Genomic DNA, 25,566 nt, shown 5'->3' on the forward strand with positions numbered 1-25,566 from the left:
ATACATGCATGGCTGACACACCGTCTTCGCGAGCAAGCCCGCTCCCACAGGGGATGGTGGTATTGGTTAGTAAACGTCCCGCCGATACCGTCCTTGCTCGATCAACTGCTGAACTTGTTCGACCCCAAGGATTTCATTGAGCGCCTGGTCCACCCCCGAAGCCATGCCTTGCAGGCTGCCGCAGATGTAGATCACCGCGCCGTCGGCCAGCCATTGCTTGAGCAGTGGGGTGGATTCGCGCAGGCGGTGCTGGACGTAGATTTTCTGTTGCTGATCCCGGGAAAAGGCCAGGTCCAGGCGTTCCAGGTCGCCTGAAGTCACCCATTCCTCAAGCTCGTCGCGGCAGTGGAAATCGTGCTCGCGCTGGCGCTCACCAAAGATCAGCCAGTTGCGCTGCATGCCCTCGGCGACGCGGGCCTTGAGCAGGCTGCGCAGGCCAGCCAGACCAGTGCCGTTACCCAGCAGGATCATCGGCACACCTTGGGCCGGTAGGTGGAAACCGCTGTTGCGCCGCAGGCGCAGGCTGATGGCGCTGCCCAGCGGGGCGTGTTCGGTAAGCCACCCGGAGCCGATGCCCAGGCTGCCGTCGGGGTGACGTTCCTGGCGCACCAGCAACTCCAGCACGCCGTCGGCCGGGATCGAGGCGATGGAGTATTCGCGCATCGCCAAGGGAGCCAGTGCGTCCACCAATGCCTGGGCGTGCAGGCCGACCAGATGCGCACGATTTTCCGGCAACTGGCGGGTGGTCAGGGCCTGGTCGAGTCTCAGCGACAAGCCTTCGACCTGCACCCGGGCCTGGCCGGCGATGCCCAGGCCATCGAGGAAATGTTCGATGGCCCCAATGTCATTGCGCGGCAGGATCTCGACCAGGTCACCGGCCAGCCAACTGCTCGGACCGGGTGCGGTGAGGCTTAGTAAGTAAACACCTGAGCCGCTGCTGTCGGGGTTGAGCAGGCTGCGCTGGCTCAACGTCCAGTTCTCGAAACTAGGCGCCTGCCAGGTGTCGGCGGGCGTCTGGCCGGTCAGTTCCGCCAATTGCTGTTGCCAGTGCCGCAGGGCGTAGGGGTCACCGCTGTCGACTTCCACCGGGGCGAACAAGGTCTTGCCGCCGTGCTCCGCCAGCCAGGCGTGCAGGCGCCGGGCAAAGCCGCAGAAGTTTTCGTACTGGCGGTCGCCCAGGCCCAGCACCGAATAGTGCAGGCGCTCCAGGCTCAGCGCTCGACCCAACACTTTGCGCTCGAACCCCCGGGCGCTGTCCGGTCCCTCGCCATCGCCAAAGGTGCTGACCACGAACAAGGCATGGGTGGCGTTGCTCAGGTCCCGGTCGCTGACGTTCGCCAGCGGCTGGACGTTTACCGGCAACCCGGCGGCCTGGAGCTGGCCGGCGGTCTGCCAGGCCAGTTGTTCGGCGAAACCGCTCTGGCTGGCGAAGCCGACCAGCCACGCCGGGGCATCGCCGGGGTTGCCTGTGAGTGCCCGGCGGGCTTGGCTGGCCTGACGCTTTTTGCGTCGGCGATCCAGGTACAGCAACCAGCCGGTGATGAAGAACAACGGCATGGTCAGCGCGGCCAGGGTCACCAGGATTCGCCCGGTCAGGCCGAAATAGCTGCCGACGTGCAGCGCATAAATGCTGGTGAGCAACTGCGCCTTGAGGCTCTTGTCGCTGTAGCGGTTGTGACGACTGACGGCCCCGGTGGCCGGGTCGAGCATGATCTGGTTCAAGGCCCGGTCGTGGGGCGAATTTTTCAGCATGTAGAACACCGTCGCCGGCTGCCCGGCCACCGGTGGCATGCGCACGTTATAGCTGGACAGATCGGGGCCGGCGGCGCTGTAGATGCTGCTCCACATGGCCCGATAGTCGGCCACCGGCGGCGGGCCGCTCGGCGCCGGGCCGCGGTTACGTACCCGTTCTTCCTTGGGCGAATCGGAGAGCAGGCGGCTCACGGCTTTGTTGTACCAATCGTAGGACCAGGTCAGCCCGGTCAGCGCCGCCAGCAGGTAGAACAGCAGGCACCAGGTGCCGGCCACCGAATGCAGATCCCAATTGAAGCTGCGGCCTTTTTTCGCCCAGTCGAGGGTCAGCCAGGCGCGCCAGCTTTGCCATTGGCGCGGCCAGCGCAGGTACAGGCCGGACAGGCAGAAAAACACCAGGATCAGCGTACAGGCCCCGGTGATCTGTCGGCCCACGTCATCCAGGGTCAGGACCCGGTGCAGCCGGAGCATCAGGCCGAAGAAATCCTGGCCTACCACATCGCCGAGGAACTGGGCGTCGTAAGGATTGAAGTAGCGCATCGGGCCGCGTTTTTCCCCGGGTGGCGCAGTGAAGATCGCCCGGGCGGCGTTGCCGCTGTCGGTCTCGACCCAGAGCATGGCGACGGTTTTACCGGACGCGGCCTCGATCTGTTCCACCAGTTCGGCGGGCGGCAGGACGCCGGCCGGTTGTTTCTCGACCGTCAGCACCTGCGGGTTCAGCGCCCGCAGGATCTCGTCCTGGAACGACACCGCAGCCCCGGTAATGCCCATCAACGCCAGGACCAGCCCGGCACTGATGCCGAAAAACCAGTGCAACTGGAACAGGGTTTTCTTCAACACGTCGCCCGCCTTGTTCAATCAATACTGTTCATCACGGCGCGCATTATGCCGTGTGTTATCGAGAAGCATTCATAAACACACAATAAAGCCCCGCTCATGGGGATGAGCGGGGCTTTTATGCCCGGCAACCAGGTGAATCTGCCGAGTACATCATTTGTGGCGAGGGGATTTATCCCCGCTGGGCTGCAGAGCAGCCCCCAATGCTTTGACCTGGTTCCGTCTGACACCCCCGGTATGTGACTTGGGGCTGCTGCGCAGCCCAGCGGGGATAAATCCCCTCGCCACAGGGGCAGTGTCCAGTTCCCAAATCAAAAATGAAAATTAGTACTCAACAACGCCGTACGCCCCGCCGCCTGGTTGGCGAAGTGCGTCGAAAAGGCCTTGTCGTAATAGGTTTCGTCGGTCAGGTTCTGCACGTTGAGTTGCAGGTCCAGGTGCTTGCTGACCTTGTAGTTGGCCATGGCGTCGTAGCGCACGTAGGAATCGACCATGGTGGTGTTCGCCACGCTGCCGAATACGTCGTCCACATAGAACGCCCCGCCGCCGATGGTCAGTTTTGGCGTGATCGCGTAGGTGGTCCAGACGCTGGCGCTGTTCTTCGGTGTGTTCGGCAGTTCGTTGCCATCGGTGACGCTCAACGGGCCGCCGTCGACCTGTTCGCTGTCCAGGTAGCTGTAGCCGGCGAACACTTGCCATTGTTCGGTGATCTTGCCGCTGGCCGACAATTCGAGGCCGTCGACCCGGGTGGTACCGGCGTTCTCATAGGTGGTGGTGTCGACCTGGACGCGCGCGTTCTCTTTCTCGGTGCGGAAGATCGCCGCGGTGAGCGAGAGGCGGTCGTTGAGCAAGTCCCACTTGGTGCCGATTTCGTAGTTCTTGGTGGTTTCCGGCTCCATGTCGCTCTTGAGCAGGTTGCCGTTGCGATCCGGGGTTCCGCCCAGCGGGTTGCCTTCGGTGCCTTCGCCGACCATGTTGCCTGGCGGCGTCGCCGAGGTGGCGTAGGAGGCGTAGATGCTGCCGTTGTCGGCCGGTTTCCAGACCAGGCCAAACTGGCCGGTGATGAATTCGCTGGTGTCATCGCCCTTGGACGTGGTGGTGCCGGCGGCGTTGTAGGTCTTGTACTGAGTGTCGAAGTGATCGTAGCGCAGGCCCATGTTCACCAGCCATTGCGGCGACAGTTCCAGGGTATCGAACGCGTAGAGTGCACGGGTGACGCTGGTGGTCTCGGTGCCGGCGTAGTTGCGGGCGATGCTGCCGTTCCACGGATCGTTCGGGTTCGGGTTCGCCAGCGAGGTGCAGTTGTAGCCGCTCGACGCGCCGATCATTGATGGCCGGCAGTTGGTGTTTGCGGCAGTTGTCCCTGGCACGGTGTCGGTGTTGACGGTGTAGGAGGACTTTTCACCGGTCTCGCGACTCAACTCGATTCCGGTGGAAAAGCTGTTCTTGAACCCGGCGACATAGAAATCACCGAACAGATCGGTCTGGTTGGTGGTGGTGTCGACGTTGCTGACCCGGCTGTTCGCCCGGCGCCACACGCTGCCGTTGTTGACGTTGCCCTTGCTGTCGTCGGGCTGGGTCAGGATGTAGTCCTGGGAGCTCGAGCCGTGGCGCAGGGTGTTCTTGACGGTCAGCGCATCGCTCAGGTCGTGCTCGATGGCGAAGGTCGCGGTGTCGGTGCGGGTCTTGCGGAAGTCCCGGTCGCTGAGGCCGTAGAAATTGCTGCTGTCGCCGCCGTCGTCGGGTTTGTCCGGGTTGGACCTGGTGCGGTCGGCCGACAGGCCCGAGGCCGGCATGCTGTAGGGAATGCCCGAGTCCGGCAGGTCGTTGCTTTCCAGATGGTAGTAGTCGAGGTTGACCCGGGTGTCGGTGCCCAGGCCGAAGGCCAGCGACGGCGCGATGCCCCAGCGGTCGTAGTCGACCTGGTCGCGGCCGGCGACGTTGCTTTCGTGGCTCATCAGGTTGAGACGGCCGGCGGCGCTGTCGCTGAACTGGTAGTTACCGTCCAGGGTGTAGCGCTGGGTCTGGTCCGAACCCCAGGTGAAACCGCCGTCGAAGGAATCGCCCAGGTGCGCTTTCTTGCTGACCAGGTTGATGGTGCCGCCGGCCGCGCCACGACCGCCGACCGCCGAGTTCGGGCCTTTGCTGACCTCGATGGATTCCACGGCGAAAATTTCGCGGCTTTGCGAACCGGTGTCACGCACGCCATCGAGGTAGGTATCGCCCTGGGCGTCGAAACCGCGGATGAACGGGCGGTCGCCCTGGGGGTTGCCACCCTCGCCAGCGCCGAAGGTGATGCCGGGCACGGTGCGCAGGGCGTCCTGCATATTGAGCGCGCCGGTGTCCTTGAGCACTTGTTGTGGGATCACCGTCACCGAGCGCGGCGTGTCCACCAGTGGCGCGGTGTATTTCGGGGAGGAGGCTTTTTCCACTTGGTAGGACGTGGTGTCCTGGGCCTCGCCGGTGATGCTGGTGGCATCCAGGGCAATGGCGTTGCGCGAGGCCTTTTCGTCGGTCGGTTGGGCCGCCTGGGCCATCTGGGCCGCCGTCGTTGCGCTGAGGGCGACGCCGATGGCGGAGGCCAGCAAACGAGGTGAGCTGACCGCTGATTGTGGTTGTTGACGCGACATGAAAAATTCCCCTCCCCAAGGTTTCGAGGCGGCGGAATATAGGGTAAACAGGTTTTTGTATCAATTGCGAAATATTGCCATTTGCGAGGAATTTACATTCTTTACAATTTGCCTTTACGGTTTTGTCCGAGTGGTACGTCGCAGGGGTTGTGCACAGTCAATAAGAATCACTACCATTGGCGCCCTTTTTATCCACAGGTGCGAAGGTCATGTTGCTGCACATTCCCGGCGTGTTTTCTCCTGACGAAGTGCTGCGTATCCGCGAGGCGCTGGAGCAGGCCGAGTGGGCGGATGGCAAGGTCACTGCCGGTTATCAATCGGCCAAGGCCAAGCACAACCAGCAACTGCCCGAGGGGCATGCCCTGGCCAAGGAAATCGGCGCGGCGATGCTTGAGCGGCTGTGGAAAAACCCGCTGTTCATGTCGGCGGCGCTGCCGCACAAGGTGTTCCCACCTTTGGTGAACTGCTACACCGCCGGTGGCAGTTTTGATTTTCATATCGATAACGCTGTGCGCCAGCCCAAGGGCAACGCCGAGCGGGTGCGCACCGACCTGTCGGCGACGCTGTTCTTCAGCGACCCGCAGGATTACGACGGCGGTGAGCTGGAAATCCAGGACACCTACGGCACCCAGCGGGTCAAGTTGCCGGCCGGCGACATGGTGTTGTACCCGGGGACCAGCCTGCACAAGGTCAATGCTGTCATCCGCGGGACACGCTACGCCTCGTTCTTCTGGACCCAGAGCCTGGTGCGCGAAGACAGCCAGCGGGCCCTGCTGTTCGAGATGGACGGGGCGATCCAGCAACTGACCCGGGACGTGCCCGATCACCCTTCGCTGATTCGCCTTACGGGCACCTATCACAACCTGTTGCGCCGCTGGGTCGAGGTCTGAGTGACGGATTTTTCCCTGCGCCGGCAAGAGCTGCTCGACGGTGACGGCCTCAAGGCCATGCTCGACGAAAGCCCGACGCGGGCCGCCCAGGCGATTCTGGTCGGTGCACGCGAAGGAGTGCTGCAAGCCCAGGCATGGCTGGGGCAGATTCTGCTCGACGGCCACGGCATCGAACAGGACCCGCCGCTGGCCGTGCGCTGGTTCGCCATCGCCGCCGGGCGCGGGCACCTGATGGCGCGCAACATGCTGGGGCGTTGTCATGAACACGGTTGGGGTTGCACCGCCGATGCCGCACGTGCCGCCGGACATTATCGCCTCGCCGCCGAAGCCGGCCTGGACTGGGCGATGTACAACTACGCCAATCTGCTGGCAACCGGACGCGGGGTGCCTGCGGATCAGCCGCAAGCATTGCGCCTGTATCGCCGCGCCGCCGAACTCGGCCATGCCAAGTCGATGAACCTGCTGGGGCGCTACCTGGAGGAGGGCCGTTACTGTCCGGCCGATCCCCAGGCCGCCGTGCAGTGGTATCGACGTTCGGCCGAGGGTGGTGATTTTCGCGGGCAGTTCAGTTATGGCTGCGTGCGAGTGGCCGCCGGGGAGGTCGAGGAAGGCATGGTCTGGTTGCGTCGGGCGCTGGAGGGCGGGAATCTCAATTTCCTGCATGCCGCGACGCTGGCATTGCAAAACGCCGGGTTGCCTGACCTGGAGCCGTTGGTCGAGGCCTATAAGGCTCGCATCGTCCAGTTGCAGAGCCCATGAAAAAAGCCCGTGACATCGGTCACGGGCTTTCGGATACAGCGGGCAGCGGATTTACACGTAGAACGACTTCAGTGGCGGGAAACCGTTGAATTCCACGGCGCTGTAGCTGGTGGTGTAGGCACCGGTGGAAAGCCAGTACAGGCGGTCACCGATGGCCAGGTTCAGCGGCAGGCCGTACTTGTAGTTTTCGTACATGATGTCGGCGCTGTCGCAGGTCGGGCCGGCGATGACCACTTCTTCCATCTCGCCTTTCTTCTCGGTCCAGATCGGGAACTTGATGGCTTCGTCCATGGTTTCGATCAGGCCGGAGAACTTGCCCACGTCGGTGTAGACCCAACGCTCGACGGCGGTGCGCGATTTACGCGCCACCAGTACCACTTCGCTGACCAGGATGCCGGCGTTGGCGATCAACGAACGGCCCGGCTCGAGGATGATTTCCGGCAGGTCGTCGCCGAAGTCTTCCTTGAGGAAGCGGATGATTTCCTCGGCGTAGGTTTCCAGGCTGTTGGTGCGGGTGATGTAGTTGGCTGGGAAGCCACCACCCATGTTGATCAGCTTCAGGACGATGCCGTCTTCTTCTTTCAGGCGCTCGAAGATCACCTTGACCTTGGCGATCGCCGCGTCCCAGACGCTGATGTCGCGCTGTTGCGAACCGACGTGGAACGAGATGCCGTAAGGCACCAGGCCCAGGTCACGGGCCAGGATCAGCAGGTCCATGGCCATGTCGGTCTGGCAGCCGAACTTGCGCGACAGGGGCCAGTCAGCGGTGGTCGAGCCTTCGGTGAGGATGCGCACATAGACCTTCGAGCCCGGCGCGGCCTTGGCGATGTTGCGCAGGTCGGCTTCGGAGTCGGTGGCATACAGGCGCACGCCCTTCTCGTAGAAGTAGCGGATGTCCTTGGATTTCTTGATGGTGTTGCCGTAGCTGATCTGGTCCGGGCCGACACCACGGTCCAGGACCTTGTCCAGCTCATAGATCGAGGCGATGTCGAAGTTCGAGCCTTTTTCCTTGAGCAGGTCGATGATTTCCACCGCCGGGTTGGCCTTGACGGCGTAGTAGACCTTGGCGAATTCGAAACCGGCGCGCAGGTCGTCATAGGCCTGGGCGATCATCGCGGTGTCGATCACCACGAACGGGGTTTCCTGCTTGTCGGCGAACGCTTTCATTTTCTGGAAGGTTTCGCGCGCGAAATAATCTTCGACCTGGATCGACATACTTGGGACTCCTACTGGCAAACATCAGGATCAATGGGTGTGAAGGCTGGCAGCCTTCGTGAACGTCCTCCGTATCCCCACTTTGGTTCGCCTACTTCCCAAGGCATTGCCGCCGAAAGCAAAAAGGCCATCCAGGTCGTTTGAGAGCTACTGCGCTTGGCAATACTGCGTTGGGAAGAGGCTCGGAATGCTCATTTACAACTCGTAAACTCCGCTTCCTCGCCTCTTCCCGCCTTGTCTTGCCTGCGCTCGCTACGCTCTCAAACGACCTGGAATTGGTTCCCTTGGCCTTGCTGTCTCGTCGTCAGTACTTGAGCCGGATGGATCGTTTCCAGCATGGACGTTCGGCGCGAACTTTAGGGCGTGAGGGGCCTGAGATCAACTAAAAATGTCGCGTTTTTGCACGCATTCGTCGTGCGACCGGCGGCAACTCCTGATGTAACCGACCTGTGTGACAGATTGATGTTCCCCTGGATCGGCTAAAGAGCCTGCCTACTATGACGGGCGCTGGTGTGGCGAGGGAGCTTGCTCCCGCTTGAGTGCGAAGCGCTCATCGCTTTTTTGGGGCCGCTTCGCGCCCCAGCGGGAGCAAGCTCCCTCGCCACAAGGTCCTCTCCGGATCAAGCCTGCGCAGTCTCGGCCGGCGAGACGATGCTGGTCTTGCCGCCACGGGACTTGCCGGAACTCAGGTACTCGGCAATCGATTCCTGGGTCACCTCGCCGAGGAACACCCGCTCGGCATCCATCACCGGCAGCCACGAACGGTTGAACTCGTACATGCGCGACAGCAGGATCCGCAGGTGTTCGTCGTAGGCCGCCGTGGCGTTGAACTCGCGCAAGAATTGGGCGCAGGTGCCGGTCTGGCGGAGCAGGTCGCGACGGCGCACATAGCCCAGGGCCTTATTCTCAGCGCAGGTGACCACCACGTAGCGCCGGTCGTGTTCGTCCATCAGTTCCAGCGCCTCCACCACTGGCGTCTCGGGGCTGACCGACGGGGCGTTGTCCGCCGCGTCCTCGGCCTTGACCAGCAACAGCCGCTTGAGCGTGCTGTCCTGGCCGACGAAGTTGCTGACGAACTCATCGGCCGGGTGCGCGAGCAAGGTGTCCGGGTGGTCGCACTGGATCAGTTTGCCGGCGCGGAAGATCGCGATCTTGTCCCCCAGCTTGATGGCTTCGTCAATGTCGTGGCTGACCATGATCACGGTCTTGTTCAGCGCCCGTTGCATCTCGAAGAACTCGTTCTGGATCATCTCGCGGTTGATCGGGTCCACCGCGCCGAACGGTTCGTCCATCAGCAGCAGCGGTGCATCGGCGGCCAGGGCGCGGATCACGCCGATCCGCTGCTGCTGGCCGCCCGACAATTCACGCGGGTAGCGATGCAGGTACTGCTTGGGTTCGAGCTTGATCATGCTCATCAACTCGCGGGCGCGGTCGTGGCATTTCTGCTTGTCCCAGCCGAGCAGCTTCGGTACCACGACAATGTTCTCCTCGATGGTCATGTTCGGGAACAGGCCGATCTGCTGGATCACATAGCCGATGTTGCGGCGCAGGGTCACTTCGTCGAGATCGGTGGTGTCTTCGCCGTTGATCAACACCTTGCCCGAGGTCGGCGGGATCAGTCGGTTGATCATCTTCAGCGTGGTGCTCTTGCCGCAACCCGACGGTCCGAGGAACACGCAGATCTCGCCTTCGTTGACGGTCAGGTTCACCGAGTCCACGGCCTTTACATCCTTGCCGTTGCTCTTGAAGGTTTTGCTGAGGTTTTGAAGTTCGATCATTTGGTTAATCCTTTTGGGGTCAGCGAGCGTTGCAGCCATTGCAGAAGCAGGTCGGCGAAGATGGCCAGGAGGCTGACCAGCACGGCGCCGACGATCAGCATCGACATGTCGCTGCGGCTGATGGAAGCGAGGATGAGCACGCCCAGGCCACCGGCGCCGATGGTGGCGGCGATGGTCATGACGCCGATGTTCATGACCACGGCGGTGCGCACGCCGGCCAGGATCACCGGCACGGCAATGGGCAGTTCGACCATGCGCAAACGCTGGCCGAAGGTCATGCCGATGCCGCGGGCGGCTTCGCGGATACCGGGTTCCACACCGGTCAGGGCCAGGTAGGTGTTGCGCATGATCGGCAACAGGGAATAGAGGAACACGGCAGTGATCGCCGGCATCGGGCCCAGGCCCTGGCCGAATTTGGAATAGAACGGCAGCAACAGGCCAAACAGGGCAATCGAGGGAATGGTCAGCAGCACCGTTGCGCTGGCCTGTAGCGGGCCGGCCAGCGTCGGGAAGCGGGTCATGAAAATCCCCAGCGGCACGCCGATGACAATCGCCAGTGTCACAGCGATGCCCACCAGCGTGACGTGTTGCCAGGTCAGGTGGATGACCTGTTGCCAGTCGAGATGGGAAAAGGCGTTCAACAGTTCCATGGCTTTTCCTCTTCAGTTGATAGGGTGCTGGCGCAGGAAATCGGCGGCAACGGTGGAAGGGCTTTCGTGGTCGACGTCGACGCGTGCGTTGAGCTGGCGCATGGTTTGGTCGTCGAACAGCTCGGCCAGGGGCTTGAGTTGGGCGGCCAGTTGCGGGTGCGCGTTGAGAAACGCCTGGCGCACCACCGGCGCGGCGGTGTAGTCGGGGAAGTAATGCTTGTCGTCTTCCAGCAGCTTCAGCTTGAAGGCGTTCAACCGGCCATCGGTGGTGTACACCAGGCCGGCAAACACCTGGGCGTTGCGCAGCGCGGTGTAGACCAGCCCGGCGTCCATCTGCCGGATGTTCTTGCGCGTAAGGTTCAGGCCGTACTGCTCGACCATGCCGGCCAGGCCGTCGGAGCGGTTGGCGAACTCGGTGTCCAGCGCCACCAGATGGTTCTGATCGGCTTCAGCCTGCAACACGGTGTTGAGTTGGCTGATGGACTGGATCTGTGGGTACTGACGAGCGACTTTTTCCGGCAGGGCCAGGGCATAGGTGTTGCTGAACTTCGACGGCGTCAGCCAGGCCAGGCCCTTTTTCGCATCGAGCTCCTTGACCCGCGCATAGGACTGGGCGCTGTCGAGTTTCTCGGTGACATGGTTGTAAGCCACCAGCGACACGCCGGTGTATTCCCAGAGCAGGTCCAACTGCCCGGTTTCATGGGCGCTGCGGGCCAGGTTGCTGCCCAGCCCCCCGGTGATCTGCGCGTCGTAGCCTTTGCTGCGCAAGTACTGCGCGGTGATTTCCGCCAGCAGCGTCTGTTCAGTGAAGACCCGGGCGCCGAGGCGGATCAGCGGTTTTTCAGCGGCTTGGGCAAACCCTGCCAGCAGCAGGACACAGCCCAGGATCAAGCTCAACTTCTTCATAACGATTCCTTATCCAGCCTGGCTTATGAGGCGCGCAGACCGCGCTCCAGCCAGAGGCGGCTGGCCAGTGTCACCAGGCCGTCGAGCAGCAGCGCCAGCAGGGCGGTGCAGGCCGCGCCGAGCAGCAGCTGCGGCTGGTTGTTCAGGGCGATGCCGGGGAAGATCAGGCTGCCCAGGCTGTTGGCGCCAATCAGGAACGCCAGCGGCGCGGTGCCGACGTTGATCGCCAGGGCCACGCGCACGCCGCCGACGATGATCGGCACGGCGTTGGGCAATTCGACTTTGAACAGCACCTGGCGCGGGGTCATGCCGATGCCTGTGGCGGCTTCCTTGAGCGAACCCTGGACGTTCTTCAGGCCTTCGTAGGTGTTGCGCACGATGGGCAGCAGCGAGGCGAGGAACAGGGCGAAGATGGCGGGGCCGCTGCCGATGCCCAGGAACCCCAGGGCAATGGCCAGGACGGCCAGGGGCGGCACGGTGTTGCCGATATTGAAGACTTGCATGAAGCGCTCGGCGCGCCCGACCATGCCGGGGCGGCTCAGGCCGATGCCGGCCGGGATGCCGACGATCAGCGCCGCGAGCATCGACGCAAGCACCAGCATCAGGTGCGCTTGCAGGTAGAACAGCAGGTCGTCGCGGTAACGTTGGATCGTATCGATGCCGATCCATTGGACCAACAGGGCCAGGAGCGCGACGACGACCGCACCTCCCATCAGCCCTTTGCCATAGCGGATAGCCACAGGCGGACTCCTTTGTCTTTCAGTCGGCGCACGCCGTCCCGGGCGGCAAGCCATCACTGGTTGCCGGGAAAGCGTTCGCGAGAAGCAGCTCTTTTAAATGCCGGCCAGGGGCATGTAATGGGAGCCATGAGCGCAGCCTCGTCAGGCTAACTTGCTGATTTTTCAGGCTCTGACGAATAACCGCAGCAGGGTGGTGGACGCCTCCACGCCGTAAAAGGTTCCCCTGTCGGGGAAGATCCGGCCACCCCGGATGCGCTCAACGGTTCGGTTCCTGGCGCAAGTTGAGCTATAATCGCCGCCCTTTTTTGAATCACCTGCCAGGCGATTTCCCATGACCAAACAGGCCGCCGAAGTCGCGAAACGCCGCACTTTCGCCATTATTTCCCACCCCGATGCCGGTAAGACCACCATCACCGAAAAGCTCTTGCTGATGGGCAAGGCGATTGCGGTCGCCGGCACGGTGAAGTCGCGTAAATCCGACCGCCATGCCACGTCCGACTGGATGGAAATGGAAAAACAACGGGGTATTTCCATTACCACGTCGGTCATGCAGTTCCCGTATCGCGAGCACATGATCAACCTGCTCGACACCCCGGGCCACGAAGACTTCTCCGAAGACACCTATCGCACCCTGACGGCGGTGGACTCGGCGCTGATGGTCCTCGACGGCGGTAAAGGCGTAGAGCCACGGACCATCGCGCTGATGGACGTCTGCCGCCTGCGGGATACGCCGATTGTCAGCTTCATCAACAAACTCGACCGGGACATCCGTGACCCGATCGAACTGCTCGACGAAATCGAAGCGGTGTTGAAGATCAAGGCGGCGCCGATCACCTGGCCGATCGGCTGCTACCGCGACTTCAAGGGCGTCTATCACCTGGCCGACGACTACATCATCGTCTACACCGCCGGTCACGGGCATGAGCGCACCGAAACCAGGATCATCGAAAAGCTCGACTCGGATGAAGCCCGCGCGCACCTGGGCGATGAGTACGAGCGCTTCGTCGAACAACTGGAACTGGTGCAGGGTGCCTGCCATGAGTTCAACCAGCAGGAATTCATCGACGGCCAACTGACCCCGGTGTTCTTCGGTACCGCATTGGGCAACTTCGGCGTCGACCACGTGCTCGACGCCGTGGTGGACTGGGCCCCGCGCCCGCTGCCGCGAGTCGCCAACGAACGCACCGTCGAGCCGGTGGAAGAGAAGTTCGCCGGCTTCGTGTTCAAGATCCAGGCGAACATGGACCCCAAGCACCGCGACCGCATCGCGTTCATGCGCATCTGCTCCGGCAAATACGAAAAAGGCATGAAGATGCGCCACGTGCGCACCGGCAAGGACGTGCGCATCGGCGACGCCTTGACCTTCTTCTCCTCGGAACGTGAGCAGCTTGAAGAAGCCTTCGCCGGCGACATCATCGGCCTGCACAACCACGGCACCATCCAGATCGGCGACACCTTCACCGAAGGCGAAACCCTGGGCTTCACCGGCATCCCGCACTTCGCCCCGGAACTGTTCCGCCGCGTACGCCTGAAAGACCCGCTCAAGTCCAAGCAACTGCGCCAGGGCTTGCAGCAACTGGCCGAAGAGGGCGCCACCCAGGTGTTCTTCCCGGAACGCAGCAACGACATCATCCTTGGCGCGGTCGGTGTGCTGCAGTTCGACGTGGTCGCCAGCCGCTTGAAGGAGGAATACAAGGTCGAGTGCTCCTACGAGCCGATCACCGTGTACTCCGCGCGCTGGATCGAGTGCAGCGATAAGAAGAAGCTCGAAGAGTTCTCCAACAAGGCGGTGGAAAACCTCGCGCTGGACGGCGGCGGCCACCTGACCTACCTGGCCCCGACCCGGGTCAACCTGGCGCTGATGGAAGAGCGCTGGCCGGATGTGAAATTCCGTGCGACGCGTGAGCATCATTAAGCGCTGAGCTGCAACAGCAAAACCCCGTTGTGAAGGCAACGGGGTTTTTTGTTGCCTGCTCGATCCCCTGTGGGAGCGGGCTTGCTCGCGAAGGCGGCTTCACATCCGACATTCCTATTGACTGACCGGCCGCTTTCGCGAGCAAGCCCGCTCCCACCTGGATCCGTGACGTTATCTGAATTAGCGATAACCCTTATTCAAAACCAATCTGCCGACCATGGCATTTCTGTGGGGTTTGCAGCGTCCTATCTGGAGAACCGGCGCTGTTGGAAGGCCCGTCCGTGTTTCACTCAGAAAGAAGGAAATCGGCAATGAACAAGCTGCTACGCATGATGTTTTTGCTAAAGGTCTTGGTGATGTTGTCCCTCGGTTCGTCAGCGGCTTGGGCAGAGTGCACTGAGCATGAACAACACGCGTCGAGCGGGCAGGTGGCGCAGGGCGCGATGATGTTGGCCGCGACTGAGGAGCCGGGCGACCAGGACGATGACGATTCGACTATCGACCATCCGGATACCGACGACGGTGATGAGGGCGACGAAGAAGGCGATAGCCAGACGTAGCTTTACCTGTCTTGAAAAACCGTGGCGAGGGAGCTTGCTCCCGCTGGACTGCGCAGCAGTCCCCAAAAGGGGGCCGCTTCGCGACCCAGCGGGAGCAAGCTCCCTCGCCACGGGTTCGCGGGTGTTACGCCGCGCCGTCGAGGAACTGCTCGGCGTAGTGGCAGGCTACCAGGCGGTTATCGAGCGGGCGCAGGGCTGGCTCTTCAGTCTTGCAGCGCTCGGTGGCGTACGGGCAGCGCTTGTGGAAGGCGCAGCCGGACGGTGGGTTGAGCGGGTTGGGCAGTTCGCCGACGATCTTGATCTTCGGCTTGTTCGGGTCCGGGTGGATGGTCGGCGTGGCCGACAGCAACGCCTGGGTGTAGGGGTGCAGCGGGCGGCTGTAGATCGACTCGTTGGGGCCCATTTCCACCGGGCGACCGAGGTACATCACCATCACATCGTCGGCAACGTGCTGGACCACCGCCAGGTTGTGGGAAATGAACACGTAGGCGGTGTTGAACTCCTGCTGCAAATCCATGAACAGGTTCAGCACCTGGGCCTGGATCGACACGTCCAGCGCCGAGGTCGGTTCGTCCGCCACCAGCACCTTGGGTTGCAGCATCATGGCGCGGGCCAGGGCGATGCGCTGGCGCTGGCCGCCGGAGAACATGTGCGGGTAGCGCTGGTAATGCTCGGGGCGCAAGCCCACCTGCTTCATCATCGCCTGGACCTTCTCGCGCCGTTCAGTGGCCGACAAGTTGGTGTTGATCAGCAGCGGCTCGGCCAGTTGATCACCGACTTTCTGCCGTGGGTTGAGGGAGGCATAAGGGCTCTGGAACACCATCTGCACGTCTTTGCGCAGTTGCTTGCGCTCGGCCTTGTTGGCGCCGGCCACTTCCTGGCCGGCGATTTTCAACGAGCCGGAAGACGGCTCCTCGATCAGCGTCAGGGCCCGGGCGAGGGTCGATTTGCCGCAACCGGATTCGCCCACCACGGCCAGGGTCTTGCCGGCTTCCAGTTCGAACGAAACGCCGTTGAGGGCGCGCACGGTCGCATGGCCCTTGAACATGCCGCGGGACACTTCGTAATGACGGGTCAGGTCACGGGCGGTAAGTACGACGGCCATCACGCCACCTCCTGGTTCAGCGGGTAGAAGCAGCGGGCGAGGCTGTTGGTTTTCGGATCGAGGGCAGGACGCTCTTGGCGGCAGTTATCGCGCACATACGGGCAGCGCGGCGACAGCAGGCAACCCTGCGGACGGTCGTAGCGCCCCGGCACGATGCCCGGCAATGTCGCCAGGCGCTCGGCGCCCATGCTGTGCTCCGGAATCGCCGCCAACAGTGCTTCGCTGTACGGGTGGGCCGGGATGTCGAACAGCTGCGGCACCTGGCCGACTTCCACGGCTTGGCCGGCGTACATCACGCACACGCGCTGGGCGGTTTCGGCCACCACGGCCAGGTCGTGGGTGATCAGCACCAGGCCCATGTCCTGTTCTTTTTGCAGGGCCAGCAGCAGGTCCATGATCTGCGCCTGGATGGTCACGTCCAGGGCGGTGGTCGGTTCGTCGGCGATCAGCAGCTTCGGCTCGCCGGCAATCGCCATGGCAATCGCCACGCGCTGGCTCATGCCGCCGGAGAGTTGATGCGGGTAGGCGTCCATGCGGCTGGCGGCGCCCGGGATCTCGACTTTTTCCAGCAGTTCGATGGCGCGCTTGCGGGCGGCCTTGCCGGACATCTTCAGGTGCAGGCGCAGCACTTCTTCGATCTGGAAGCCCACGGTGTAGCTGGGGTTGAGCGCGGTCATCGGATCCTGGAACACCATCGCCAGGTCCTTGCCAACGATCTGCCGACGCTGGCGGTTGCTCAGCTTGAGCATGTTCTTGCCGTCGAAGTTCAGCGCGTCGGCGGTGACGATGCCGGGGTGCTCGATCAGCCCCATCAGCGCCATCATGGTCACGGATTTACCCGAACCCGATTCGCCGACGATCGCCAGGACCTCGCCTTTTTCCACGCTCAGGTCCAGGCCGTCGACCACCGGCACGGCGGTGGCGTCGCCAAAGCGGACGTTGAGATTCTTGATTTCTAGCAGTGACATGGGAATCTCCTCAGGCGGCATTCTTGAGTTTCGGGTCCAGCGCATCGCGCAGCCCGTCGCCCATCAGGTTGATTGCCAGCACGCTGAGCAAAATGGTCAAGCCGGGCAGGCTCACGACCCACCAGGCGCGTTCGATGTAGTCGCGGGCCGAGGCCAGCATGGTGCCCCATTCCGGGGTCGGCGGCTGGACGCCAAGGCCGAGGAAGCCCAGGGCGGCGGCGTCGAGGATCGCCGAGGAAAAGCTCAAGGTCGCCTGGACGATCAGCGGCGCCATGCAGTTGGGCAGCACGGTGATGAACATCAGGCGCGGCAGGCCGGCACCGGCCAGGCGGGCAGCGGTCACGTAGTCGCGGTTCAACTCGCCCATCACGGCGGCGCGGGTCAGGCGCACGTAGGACGGCAGCGAGACGATGGCGATGGCGATCACGGTGTTGATCAGGCCTGGGCCGAGGATGGCGACAATCGCCACGGCCAGCAGCAGCGAAGGCAGGGCCAGCATGATGTCCATCAGGCGCATGATGGTCGGGCCGAGGATGCGCGGGAAGAACCCGGCGAACAGCCCCAGCAGGATGCCCGGGATCAGCGACATCACCACCGACGACAAGCCGATCAGCAGCGACAGGCGCGAACCCTGGATCAGCCGCGAGAGCAGGTCTCGGCCCAGTTCGTCGGTGCCCAGCAAAAATTGCATCTGCCCGCCTTCGAGCCAGGCCGGCGGGGTCAGCAGGAAGTCGCGGTATTGCTCGCTCGGGTCATGGGGGGCGACCCACGGCGCGAAGATGGCGCAGAACACCACCAGGATCATGAACAGCAGCCCGGCCACGGCGCCCTTGTTGCGGGAAAACGCTTGCCAGAATTCTTTGTACGGCGACGGGTACAGCAGGCTTTGATCGACTGCTACCGCGGTAGTTGGAGTACTCATGGTTTTGATCTCAGCGCTGGTGACGGATGCGTGGGTTGGCAAAGCCGTAGAGGATGTCCACGACGAAGTTGACCAGAATCACCAGGCAGGCGATTAACAGGATGCCGTTCTGCACCACGGGATAGTCCCGGGCGCCGATGGCTTCGATCAGCCACTTGCCGATGCCCGGCCAGGAGAAGATCGTTTCGGTCAGGACCGCACCGGCCAGCAGCGTGCCGACTTGCAGGCCGACCACGGTCAGCACCGGGATCAACGCGTTGCGCAGGCCGTGCACGAACACCACCCGCGAAGGCGACAGGCCCTTGGCCTTGGCGGTGCGGATGTAGTCTTCGCGCAATACTTCAAGCATCGAAGAACGGGTCATGCGGGCGATGACCGCCAACGGAATGGTGCCCAGCACGATGGCCGGCAGGATCAGGTGATGCAGGGCATCGAGGAAGGCGCCTGGCTCATCGGCCAGCAAGGTATCGATCAACATGAAACCGGTGCGCGGCTCGATGTCGTAGAGCAGGTCGATCCGGCCCGACACCGGGGTCCAGCCCAGGGACACCGAGAAGAACATGATCAGGATCAGGCCCCACCAGAAGATCGGCATCGAATAGCCCGCCAGGGAGATGCCCATCACCCCATGGTCGAACAGCGATCCGCGCTTGAGTGCCGCGATCACCCCGGCCAACAGGCCCAGGATACCGGCGAACAACAGGGCGGCCATGGACAGTTCCAGGGTCGCGGGAAACAGGGAGCTGAATTCGGACCATACGCTTTCACGGGTACGCAGCGATTCGCCGAGGTCGCCGTGGGCCAGTTTGCCGATGTAGTCCAGGTATTGGGCATACAGCGGTTTGTTCAGGCCAAGGCGTTCCATTGCCTGTGCATGCATTTCGGGATCGACCCGACGTTCGCCCATCATCACTTCCACGGGGTCGCCGGGGATCATGCGAATCAACGCGAAGGTCAGCAAGGTGATGCCGAAGAACGTGGGGATCAACAATCCCAGTCGGCGGGCAATAAAACTAAACATCTTCAGGTGTACCTCATCAGCCGGTTAGGCGTGCCCGACAGTCCTTGGATAAAGACCGCCGGGCGTTTTCTTATCTACTTCACCTGGGTGGTGGCGAAGTTGTTGGTGGTGAGCGGGCTAATCTCATAGCCCTCTACGTTCTTGCGCATTGCCGTGAACATGCGGGTGTGGGCCATGCTGATCCATGGCAGGTCCTGGTTGAAAATCACCTGGGCCTGTTCATAGAGCTTGATGCGCTCCTCGGGGTTCACTGTGGCGCGGGCCTGGTCGATCAGCGCCTGGAATTTCTCGTTGCACCAGCGCGCGTAGTTTTCGCCGTTCTTGGCCGCTTCGCAACTGAGCATAGGCGTCAGGAAGTTATCCGGGTCGCCGTTATCGCCCGCCCATCCGGCGGATACCATGTCGTGCTCGCCGTTTTTCGCGCGCTTGAGCATTTCGCCCCATTCCATCACGCGGATGTCGACCTTGATCCCGACCTTCGCCAGGTCCGCCTGCATCATCTGCGCGCCGAGCATCGGGTTGGGGTTGGTCGGGCCGCCGCCGTTGCGGGTGAACAGGGTAAAGACGGTGCCTTCCGGCACGCCGGCTTCCTTGAGCAACTGGCGAGCCTTGTCCAGGTCACGCGGCGGGTTCTTCAGATCGTGGTTGAAGCCCAGCAGCGTCGGCGGGTACGGGTTGACCGCCACGGTGGCGTTGCCTTTGCCGAACAGCGCGTTGACGTAGGCTTCCTTGTCGAAGGCCAGGTCAATGGCCTGACGCACGCGCACGTCGCTCATGTACTTATGAGTGGTGTTCATGGCGACGTAGGACACCGTCATCGCGTCCAGCTCGGCGACCTTCAGGTTCGGGTCTTTCTTGACGTTCGGGATGTCGTCCGGTTTCGGATACAGCGCGATCTGGCATTCATTGGCCTTGAGCTTCTGCATGCGCACGTTGTTGTCGATAGCGATGGCCAGGATCAGCGAATCGGCGGGAGGCTTGCCACGGAAGTAGTCCGGGTTGGCCTTGAAGCGGACCTGGGCGTCCTTGTTGTAGCGCTGGAAGACGAACGGCCCGGTGCCGATTGGCTTGCTGTTGAGGTCGCCGGCCTTGCCTGCCTTGAGCAACTGATCGGCGTACTCGGCCGGGTAAATCGAGGAGAAGGCCATGGCGATGTCTGCCAGGAACGGCGCTTCACGACGGGTCAGGCTGAACTTGACCGTGTGCTCGTCGACTTTCTCGACGCTTTTGAGCAGCTCTTTGAAGCCCATGCTTTCAAAGTAGGGGAAGCCCACGCTCGACAGTTTGTGCCACGGATGATTCGGGTCCAACTGGCGCTGGAAGCTCCAGACCACGTCGTCGGCGTTCATGTCGCGGGTCGGCTTGAAGTATTCGGTGGTGTGGAACTTGACGCCTTTGCGCAGGTGAAAGGTGTACGTCAGGCCATCGTCGCTGATGTCCCAGGATTCGGCCAGGGCCGGGATCACTTCGGTGGTGCCGGGCTTGAAGTCGGCCAGGCGGTTGAAGATGGTTTCTGCCACGGCGTCGGCAGTGACTGCAGTCGTGTACTGGACCATGTCGAAGCCTTCCGGGCTGGCTTCGGTGCACACCACCAGGGGCTTGGCGCTGGCGCCAACGGCGACACTCAGCAGCGCGGCGGCAATGGCTGCGCGTAGGGGGATCATGTTCATCGTCAATCCTCTGCAATCGTGTAAATGGCAAAAAACCGAACGGCCGACCTTGTGGGTCGACCGTCCGGCGGAAGGTTTAGAGAATGTTGAACGGGATGGTGGTCACCAGGCGGAACTCGTTGAGGCTGCCGTCGGCCTGGTTTTCGCTGGCGCGGTGCGCGGTGTAGGTCGCACGGATCGCGGTGGCTTTCAGCGGCCCGCTCTGTACGGCATAGGACGCGCCGATGCCGTATTCGTAGTGGTGCTCACCGTCCATGGCTTTCACATCGCTGTAGCCGGTGCTGTTGTAGTGAGTACCGTCGATGCCCCAGCCGCGCGCCTGGTAGATGTTGAACTTCAGGCCCGGCACGCCGTATTCAGCCATGTTCAGGCCGTAGGCGATCTGGAAGGATTTTTCGTTCGGGCCGTTGAAGTCCGACAGCAGGGAGTTCGCCAGGTAGATGCCGTTGGTTTCGTGCAGGTAGTCGAAGTACTCGTTGCCGTTCACTTCCTGGTACGAGAAGGTCAGGCTGTGGGCCTGGTGGGTCAGGCCGAACGACAGCGAGTAGGTGTCGTTGTCGATCTGGCCCAGCTTGGCTTTGCCCGAATCGACGGTCTTGTAGTAGTTCAGGCCGGTGGTCAGGCTCAGCACCGAGGCGTCGCCCAACTCATGGGTGGCGCCGAAGTAGTACTGGTTCCAGATGTCTTCGGCCTGGGTCGCCCAGAGGCTGGTCTTCAGGCTCGCCAGTGGCTGGTAGGTGATCCCGGCGGTGTTGACGTGATCGGTTTCAACGCTGCTGTCGCCGTATTCGGAGCGGAACTTGCGCAGGCTCTCTTCGGTACGTGGCGAGTTGCGGTCGAAGGTCGCGACGTCAAAGGACAGGTTCTCCAGCTCTTCGCTGTGCAGGCTCACGCCCTGGAAGCTGGAGGGCAGGGCACGGTTGCCGATGACATCGACCATCGGGCTGCTGAAGTTCTGGCGGCCGGCGGTCAGGGTGGTGTTCGACACGCGAGCCTTGACGTTCGCCAGGCCCAGTTTGCTCCACTGGCCGACGGCGTCGCCGCCTTCGCGGGTCAGGGTACGGTTGTTACCGGCGCCTGGGCGGGTGGTCGGTGCGCCGCCGTTGTTGGAGGCCAGGTCCTTGCGATCCTGATCCAGGGCGATGGCGTTGTAGGCGGCCAATTCAGTGCTGAAACCGACAGTGCCTTCGGTAAAGCCCGAGTTGTACTTGATGATGGTGCCTTGCAGCCAGTTGATGCGGCGGTCGGTCTCGCGTGCTTCACCGTTTTTACGGTAGGTCAGCTTCGCGCCGCGCTTGAACTGCTCGTTGGCGTACCAGTTACGGGTCGAACCGGTCACCGATTGGCCGTCGATGAAGCCTTTGGCTTCGCTTTGCTCGCTGGTGGTCTTGAGGGTCACCGGGGTGACGGCCTGGCTCTGGGATTCTGCAAAGGCCGTCGCGGTGATGCTGCTGATGGCCAAGGCCAGTATCGCGGTGCTGCTCAACTTCATGGGTAACGCTCCTTTTTCTTTCTTTTTTATGCCGTTCTTTTTTGGTGATACGGCTATCGGTTTTACAACTCATCACAGTCGCAAACGTTTGCATGGCACCTGATCGGCGAATTCCGGCAAGACGTCTGCGTGAGAGCCCCTGGGGGCCCTCGCTGTAGGACTAATCGGTTATGGGTTCAGGCTGACGCCCGAGAACACGTTGCGACCGAAGGGGCTGACCTTGAACCCTTCGACTTTGGCACTCAGCGGCTGGTTGACCGTGGAGTGGGCAACAGGGGTGATCGGCACTTGCTGCTTGAGCAACTGCTGGGCCTGTTTGTAGAGCACGGTGCGCTGGTCGCGGTCAGTGACGACCTTGGCCTGCTTGATCAGCTTGTCGTAATCCTGGTCACACCACATGGAGTAGTTGTTGCCGCCAATGGCGTCGCAGCTGTACAGCGTGCCCAGCCAGTTGTCCGGGTCACCATTGTCGCCGGTCCAGCCGATCAGGCTGATGTCATGCTCACCGTTCTTGGTGCGCTTGATGTACTCGCCCCATTCGTAGCTGACGATCTTCACCTTCAGCCCGATCTTCGCCCAGTCGGCCTGGAGCATCTCGGCCATCAGCTTGGCGTTGGGGTTGTAGGGGCGTTGCACGGGCATGGCCCAGAGGGTGAGCTCGGTGCCTTCCTTGACCCCGGCGGCCTTGAGCAGCTCCTTGGCTTTTTCCGGGTTGTAGGCGGTGTCCTTGATGGTGTCGTCGTAGGACCACTGGGTCGGCGGCATGGCGTTGACCGCCAGTTGTCCCGCGCCCTGGTACACGGCATTGAGGATGCCTTGCTTGTTTACCGCCATGTCCAGCGCGCGACGTACCTCGACCTGGTCGAACGGCTTGTGGCGGGTGTTGTAGGCGATGTAGCCAAGGTTGAAGCCGGGCTTCTCGATCAGTTGCAGCTTGGGGTCGTTCTTCAAGGCCGGCACATCGGCCGGGCGCGGATGCAGGGTGACCTGGCATTCGTTGGCCTTGAGCTTCTGCACCCGCACCGAGGCATCGGTGTTGATGGAGAAGATCAGGTTCTTGAGCTTGACCCGTTCCGGCGCCCAGTACTGGGTATTGGCGACGTAGCGGATGTTGGAGTCTTTCTGGTAGCTCTTGAACTCGAACGGCCCGGTGCCGATTGGCTTCTGGTTGATGTCGCTCGGCTTGCCACTCTTGAGCAACTGGTCGGCGTATTCGGCCGAGAGGATCGCGGCAAAACTCATGGCGATGTTCTGGATGAACGCGGCGTCGACGCTGTTGAGGGTCATGACCACCGTCAACGGCCCGGTTTTCTCGACCTTGGCAATGTTCTTGTTCAGGCTCATGCCGTTGAAGTACGGGAACTCGGTGGGGTAGGCCTTGCGGAACGGGTGCTGCGGATCGAGCATCCGATTGAAGGTGAACAGTACGTCGTCGGCGTTGAAATCCCGAGTCGGTGTGAAGTAATCCGTGGTGTGGAACTTCACGCCTTCGCGCAGGTGAAAGGTGTATTTCAAACCGTCTTCGGAAATATCCCAGCGGGTCGCAAGACCCGGTACGACATTGGTCGCGCCTTTTTCAAACTCGGCCAGGCGGTTATACAGCGGTTCGGCGGCATCGTTGTCGGTGGCCGTGGTGTATTGCGCGGTATCGAAACCGGCCGGGCTGCCTTCGGAACAGAACACCAGGCTGCCGTCAGCGGCCTGGGCCAGCGATGTAGCGGCCAGCAATGCGGAAAAAACCAAGGTATGGCGCATGACGCTCCCTCTCTCGTTCGGGGTGTTTTAACAGTGAACCGGTGTCCTTCCGAGGACAGGTCCGGTGCACTGTGCTCAATCCAATGCGTTGCGATGCCGCAAGGCCAGCAAGTCCTCAGGGGGCCGACGGTATGAGCCGCGAGCCAGTCAGTAAATGCGTAAAGCCTGAAAGACTTGTGGGAAAAAGCGATACGTCCGAAACCAGCTGCTGTGGTACGCAGTGTTTTTGGATGTAGGCAATTTCCTGGGTCTTGGCATGAAGCAACAGTGATGAGGGAGCAAGCTCCCTCATCACAGGGTCGCTTTAGTTGCTGACGCTGACGCCGTAGAAGGAGTTCAAGCCGAATGGGCTGATCTTGAAGTCCTGCACATTGGCGCGCATGGGTTGATACACCGTCGAGTGAGCGATAGGTGTCATTGGCACAGCGTCCTTGAGAACGTGTTGTGCCTGTTTGTACAGTTCGGTGCGCTTGGCCTGGTCGGTGGTGCGCTTGGCTTCCTTGACCAGTCCATCGAACTTCTTGTCACACCATTTGGAGAAGTTGTTGCCACTCAGGGAGTCGCAACCGAACAGCACGTTGAGCCAGTTGTCCGGATCACCGTTGTCACCGCTCCAGCCGATGATCATCGCCTGGTTCTCGCCGCCCTTGGAACGCTTGATGTACTCGCCCCATTCGTAGCTGACGATGTTCACGTTCAGGCCGATTTTCTTCCAGTCGGACTGGAGCATTTCAGCCATCAGCTTGGCGTTCGGGTTGTACGGACGCTGTACCGGCATCGCCCACAGGGTGATGTTGGTGCCTTCCTTGACGCCGGCTTCCTTGAGCAGCTCCTTGGCTTTCTCAGGGTCGTACTTGGCATCCTTGATGGTGGTGTCGTAGGACCATTGGGTCGGCGGCATGGAGTTGACCGCCAGCTGGCCGGCGCCCTGGTAGACCGAGTCGATGATCTGCGGCTTGTTGACCGCCATGTCCAGCGCCTGGCGGACCTTCAGGTTGGCGAGCACGTTCGGCTCGTTGCTGCCCTTGATCTTGTCCATCACGTTGTAGGCGATGTAGCCCAGGTTGAAGCCGGCCTGGTCAGGCATCTTCAGGGCCTTGTCGTCCTTTAGCGCCTTGAGGTCGGCGGGACGTGGGAAGAGGGTGACCTGGCACTCGTTCTTCTTCAGCTTCTGGATACGCACCGACGGGTCGGTGGTGATGGCGAAGATCAGGTTGTCGATCTTCACATCGGCAGGGTTCCAGTAGTCCTTGTTCCCGGTGTAGCGGATGTTGGAGTCTTTCTGGTAGCTCTTGAACACGAACGGGCCAGTGCCGATCGGCTTCTGGTTGATGTCCGGTGCCTTGCCATCCTTGAGCAACTGAGCCGCATACTCGGCGGACTGGATCGAGGCGAAGCTCATGGCCATGTTCTGGATGAACGCGGCGTCGACATCCTTGAGGGTGAACTTGACCGTGTAATCGTCGACTTTATCGATCTTGGTGATGTTGGTGTCCATCCCCATGTCGGTGAAGTACGGGAATTCGGTCGGGTACGCCTTACGGAACGGGTCGTCCTTGTTGATCATCCGGTTGAAGGTGAACAGCACGTCGTCGGCGTTGAATTCGCGGGTCGGCTTGAAGTACGCGGTGGTGTGGAACTTGACGCCTTCACGCAGGTGGAAGGTGTAGCTCAGGCCGTCTTCGGAAATATCCCATTTGGTCGCCAGGCCAGGAATCACGGCGGTGCCGCCGCGCTCGAACTGGGTCAGGCGGTTGAACATGGTTTCTGCAGAGGCGTCGAAGTCGGTTCCGGTAGTGTATTGACCAGGGTCGAAACCGGCCGGGCTCCCTTCGGAGCAGAACACCAGGTTAGTCGCAGCGGAAGCGAAGGGTGCGCTGGCTAATAAGCTCGCGCCGACTAAAAACGGAATGACCGCGTGTTTAAGCATGTTGGCCTCATGATTTGTTGTCATTTTTGGTTTTTGAGGGCGACCTCGTGAGTCGTCCTGCGGATACTTAT

General features: G+C 61.8%; 19 protein-coding genes. 4 read left to right on the forward strand and 15 right to left on the reverse strand.

Annotated elements, in window-relative coordinates:
* Positions 1–66 precede the first annotated feature (66 nt).
* Entirely contained in the window at positions 67–2,592 is a 2,526-nt protein-coding gene (locus RGM2987_RS08220; protein WP_245139624.1) for a sulfite reductase flavoprotein subunit alpha, read from the reverse strand.
* 308 nt (positions 2,593–2,900) lie between these two features.
* Positions 2,901–5,219 carry a TonB-dependent siderophore receptor gene (locus RGM2987_RS08225; protein ID WP_245139626.1) on the reverse strand — a complete coding sequence of 773 codons (2,319 nt, stop codon included), beginning with the start codon at positions 5,217–5,219 and terminating at the stop codon, positions 2,901–2,903.
* Between the two features lie 209 nt (positions 5,220–5,428).
* Here RGM2987_RS08225 and RGM2987_RS08230 point away from each other — a divergent pair, with 209 nt between their 5' ends.
* Both RGM2987_RS08230 and RGM2987_RS08235 read left to right on the forward strand, forming a co-directional pair.
* Entirely contained in the window at positions 5,429–6,109 is a 681-nt protein-coding gene (locus RGM2987_RS08230) for a Fe2+-dependent dioxygenase (RefSeq protein ID WP_245139628.1), read from the forward strand.
* Between the two features lie 57 nt (positions 6,110–6,166).
* Complete coding sequence (locus RGM2987_RS08235) at positions 6,167–6,868, forward strand: tetratricopeptide repeat protein (RefSeq protein ID WP_245139667.1); 702 nt, start codon at positions 6,167–6,169, stop codon at positions 6,866–6,868.
* A 51-nt stretch (positions 6,869–6,919) separates the two neighbouring features.
* Here RGM2987_RS08235 and RGM2987_RS08240 read toward each other — a convergent pair whose 3' ends face one another.
* The 5 genes from RGM2987_RS08240 to RGM2987_RS08260 all read right to left on the reverse strand — a co-directional run bounded on the left by RGM2987_RS08240 (position 6,920) and on the right by RGM2987_RS08260 (position 12,130).
* Positions 6,920–8,083, reverse strand: a complete 1,164-nt coding sequence (locus RGM2987_RS08240) for a type III PLP-dependent enzyme (RefSeq protein WP_245139629.1) — start codon at positions 8,081–8,083, stop codon at positions 6,920–6,922.
* 620 nt (positions 8,084–8,703) lie between these two features.
* A complete protein-coding gene (locus tag RGM2987_RS08245; RefSeq protein ID WP_245139630.1) occupies positions 8,704–9,861 on the reverse strand; it encodes an ABC transporter ATP-binding protein in 1,158 nt (385 codons plus the stop codon).
* Positions 9,858–10,511, reverse strand: coding sequence for an ABC transporter permease (locus RGM2987_RS08250; protein ID WP_245139631.1), 654 nt, complete (start codon positions 10,509–10,511; stop codon positions 9,858–9,860). The genes RGM2987_RS08245 and RGM2987_RS08250 overlap by 4 nt, the downstream gene beginning before the upstream one ends.
* Positions 10,512–10,523: 12 nt before the next feature.
* Positions 10,524–11,417 (reverse strand): glycine betaine ABC transporter substrate-binding protein, encoded by an 894-nt coding sequence (locus tag RGM2987_RS08255; RefSeq protein ID WP_245139632.1) that lies wholly within the window; start codon positions 11,415–11,417, stop codon positions 10,524–10,526.
* A 23-nt stretch (positions 11,418–11,440) separates the two neighbouring features.
* The gene (locus RGM2987_RS08260; protein ID WP_245139669.1) at positions 11,441–12,130 is read right to left on the reverse strand and encodes an ABC transporter permease; all 690 of its coding nucleotides are present in this window, start codon (positions 12,128–12,130) and stop codon (positions 11,441–11,443) included.
* Between the two features lie 358 nt (positions 12,131–12,488).
* Between RGM2987_RS08260 and RGM2987_RS08265 the strand changes: the two genes are divergently transcribed.
* Both RGM2987_RS08265 and RGM2987_RS08270 read left to right on the forward strand, forming a co-directional pair.
* On the forward strand, positions 12,489–14,072 hold the full coding sequence (locus tag RGM2987_RS08265; protein ID WP_245139635.1) for a peptide chain release factor 3: 1,584 nt from the start codon (positions 12,489–12,491) through the stop codon (positions 14,070–14,072).
* Between the two features lie 311 nt (positions 14,073–14,383).
* On the forward strand, positions 14,384–14,632 hold the full coding sequence (locus RGM2987_RS08270) for a hypothetical protein (RefSeq protein WP_245139639.1): 249 nt from the start codon (positions 14,384–14,386) through the stop codon (positions 14,630–14,632).
* Between the two features lie 124 nt (positions 14,633–14,756).
* On the opposite strand, the gene RGM2987_RS08275 is transcribed toward RGM2987_RS08270, so the two are convergent.
* The 8 genes from RGM2987_RS08275 to RGM2987_RS08310 form a co-directional block, all read right to left on the reverse strand.
* Positions 14,757–15,737: a peptide ABC transporter ATP-binding protein gene (locus RGM2987_RS08275; RefSeq protein WP_245139641.1), complete on the reverse strand. Its 981-nt coding sequence runs from the start codon at positions 15,735–15,737 to the stop codon at positions 14,757–14,759.
* The gene (locus RGM2987_RS08280; protein WP_245139643.1) at positions 15,737–16,705 is read right to left on the reverse strand and encodes an ABC transporter ATP-binding protein; all 969 of its coding nucleotides are present in this window, start codon (positions 16,703–16,705) and stop codon (positions 15,737–15,739) included. The genes RGM2987_RS08275 and RGM2987_RS08280 overlap by 1 nt, the downstream gene beginning before the upstream one ends.
* Positions 16,706–16,715: 10 nt before the next feature.
* Positions 16,716–17,627, reverse strand: coding sequence for an ABC transporter permease subunit (locus RGM2987_RS08285; RefSeq protein ID WP_215000749.1), 912 nt, complete (start codon positions 17,625–17,627; stop codon positions 16,716–16,718).
* Positions 17,628–17,637: 10 nt separating this feature from the next.
* Positions 17,638–18,648, reverse strand: a complete 1,011-nt coding sequence (locus RGM2987_RS08290) for an ABC transporter permease subunit (RefSeq protein WP_123342798.1) — start codon at positions 18,646–18,648, stop codon at positions 17,638–17,640.
* A 74-nt stretch (positions 18,649–18,722) separates the two neighbouring features.
* Complete coding sequence (locus tag RGM2987_RS08295; RefSeq protein WP_245139645.1) at positions 18,723–20,318, reverse strand: ABC transporter substrate-binding protein; 1,596 nt, start codon at positions 20,316–20,318, stop codon at positions 18,723–18,725.
* 76 nt (positions 20,319–20,394) lie between these two features.
* Positions 20,395–21,810: an OprD family porin gene (locus tag RGM2987_RS08300; RefSeq protein WP_245139647.1), complete on the reverse strand. Its 1,416-nt coding sequence runs from the start codon at positions 21,808–21,810 to the stop codon at positions 20,395–20,397.
* A 168-nt stretch (positions 21,811–21,978) separates the two neighbouring features.
* Positions 21,979–23,565 (reverse strand): ABC transporter substrate-binding protein, encoded by a 1,587-nt coding sequence (locus tag RGM2987_RS08305; RefSeq protein WP_245139649.1) that lies wholly within the window; start codon positions 23,563–23,565, stop codon positions 21,979–21,981.
* Between the two features lie 304 nt (positions 23,566–23,869).
* The gene (locus tag RGM2987_RS08310) at positions 23,870–25,495 is read right to left on the reverse strand and encodes an ABC transporter substrate-binding protein (RefSeq protein ID WP_245139651.1); all 1,626 of its coding nucleotides are present in this window, start codon (positions 25,493–25,495) and stop codon (positions 23,870–23,872) included.
* Between the last annotated feature and the right edge of the window lie 71 nt (positions 25,496–25,566).

Source organism: Pseudomonas sp. RGM2987, from assembly GCF_022952855.1.
Classification (GTDB): Bacteria; Pseudomonadota; Gammaproteobacteria; order Pseudomonadales; family Pseudomonadaceae; genus Aquipseudomonas.

Bases quoted from the DNA above. Each gene is read 5' to 3' on its own strand.
- RGM2987_RS08275 (WP_245139641.1), bottom strand. From the start codon at position 15,737: ATGGCCGTCGTACTTACCGCCCGTGACCTGACCCGTCATTACGAAGTG.
- RGM2987_RS08290 (WP_123342798.1), bottom strand. From the start codon at position 18,648: ATGTTTAGTTTTATTGCCCGCCGACTGGGATTGTTGATCCCCACGTTC.
- RGM2987_RS08230 (WP_245139628.1), top strand. From the start codon at position 5,429: ATGTTGCTGCACATTCCCGGCGTGTTTTCTCCTGACGAAGTGCTGCGT.
- RGM2987_RS08235 (WP_245139667.1), top strand. From the start codon at position 6,167: ATGCTCGACGAAAGCCCGACGCGGGCCGCCCAGGCGATTCTGGTCGGT.
- RGM2987_RS08270 (WP_245139639.1), top strand. From the start codon at position 14,384: ATGAACAAGCTGCTACGCATGATGTTTTTGCTAAAGGTCTTGGTGATG.
- RGM2987_RS08250 (WP_245139631.1), bottom strand. From the start codon at position 10,511: ATGGAACTGTTGAACGCCTTTTCCCATCTCGACTGGCAACAGGTCATC.
- RGM2987_RS08225 (WP_245139626.1), bottom strand. From the start codon at position 5,219: ATGTCGCGTCAACAACCACAATCAGCGGTCAGCTCACCTCGTTTGCTG.
- RGM2987_RS08285 (WP_215000749.1), bottom strand. From the start codon at position 17,627: ATGAGTACTCCAACTACCGCGGTAGCAGTCGATCAAAGCCTGCTGTAC.
- RGM2987_RS08265 (WP_245139635.1), top strand. From the start codon at position 12,489: ATGACCAAACAGGCCGCCGAAGTCGCGAAACGCCGCACTTTCGCCATT.
- RGM2987_RS08295 (WP_245139645.1), bottom strand. From the start codon at position 20,318: ATGAACATGATCCCCCTACGCGCAGCCATTGCCGCCGCGCTGCTGAGT.
- RGM2987_RS08300 (WP_245139647.1), bottom strand. From the start codon at position 21,810: ATGAAGTTGAGCAGCACCGCGATACTGGCCTTGGCCATCAGCAGCATC.
- RGM2987_RS08240 (WP_245139629.1), bottom strand. From the start codon at position 8,083: ATGTCGATCCAGGTCGAAGATTATTTCGCGCGCGAAACCTTCCAGAAA.
- RGM2987_RS08310 (WP_245139651.1), bottom strand. From the start codon at position 25,495: ATGCTTAAACACGCGGTCATTCCGTTTTTAGTCGGCGCGAGCTTATTA.
- RGM2987_RS08280 (WP_245139643.1), bottom strand. From the start codon at position 16,705: ATGTCACTGCTAGAAATCAAGAATCTCAACGTCCGCTTTGGCGACGCC.
- RGM2987_RS08305 (WP_245139649.1), bottom strand. From the start codon at position 23,565: ATGCGCCATACCTTGGTTTTTTCCGCATTGCTGGCCGCTACATCGCTG.
- RGM2987_RS08245 (WP_245139630.1), bottom strand. From the start codon at position 9,861: ATGATCGAACTTCAAAACCTCAGCAAAACCTTCAAGAGCAACGGCAAG.
- RGM2987_RS08260 (WP_245139669.1), bottom strand. From the start codon at position 12,130: ATGGGAGGTGCGGTCGTCGTCGCGCTCCTGGCCCTGTTGGTCCAATGG.
- RGM2987_RS08255 (WP_245139632.1), bottom strand. From the start codon at position 11,417: ATGAAGAAGTTGAGCTTGATCCTGGGCTGTGTCCTGCTGCTGGCAGGG.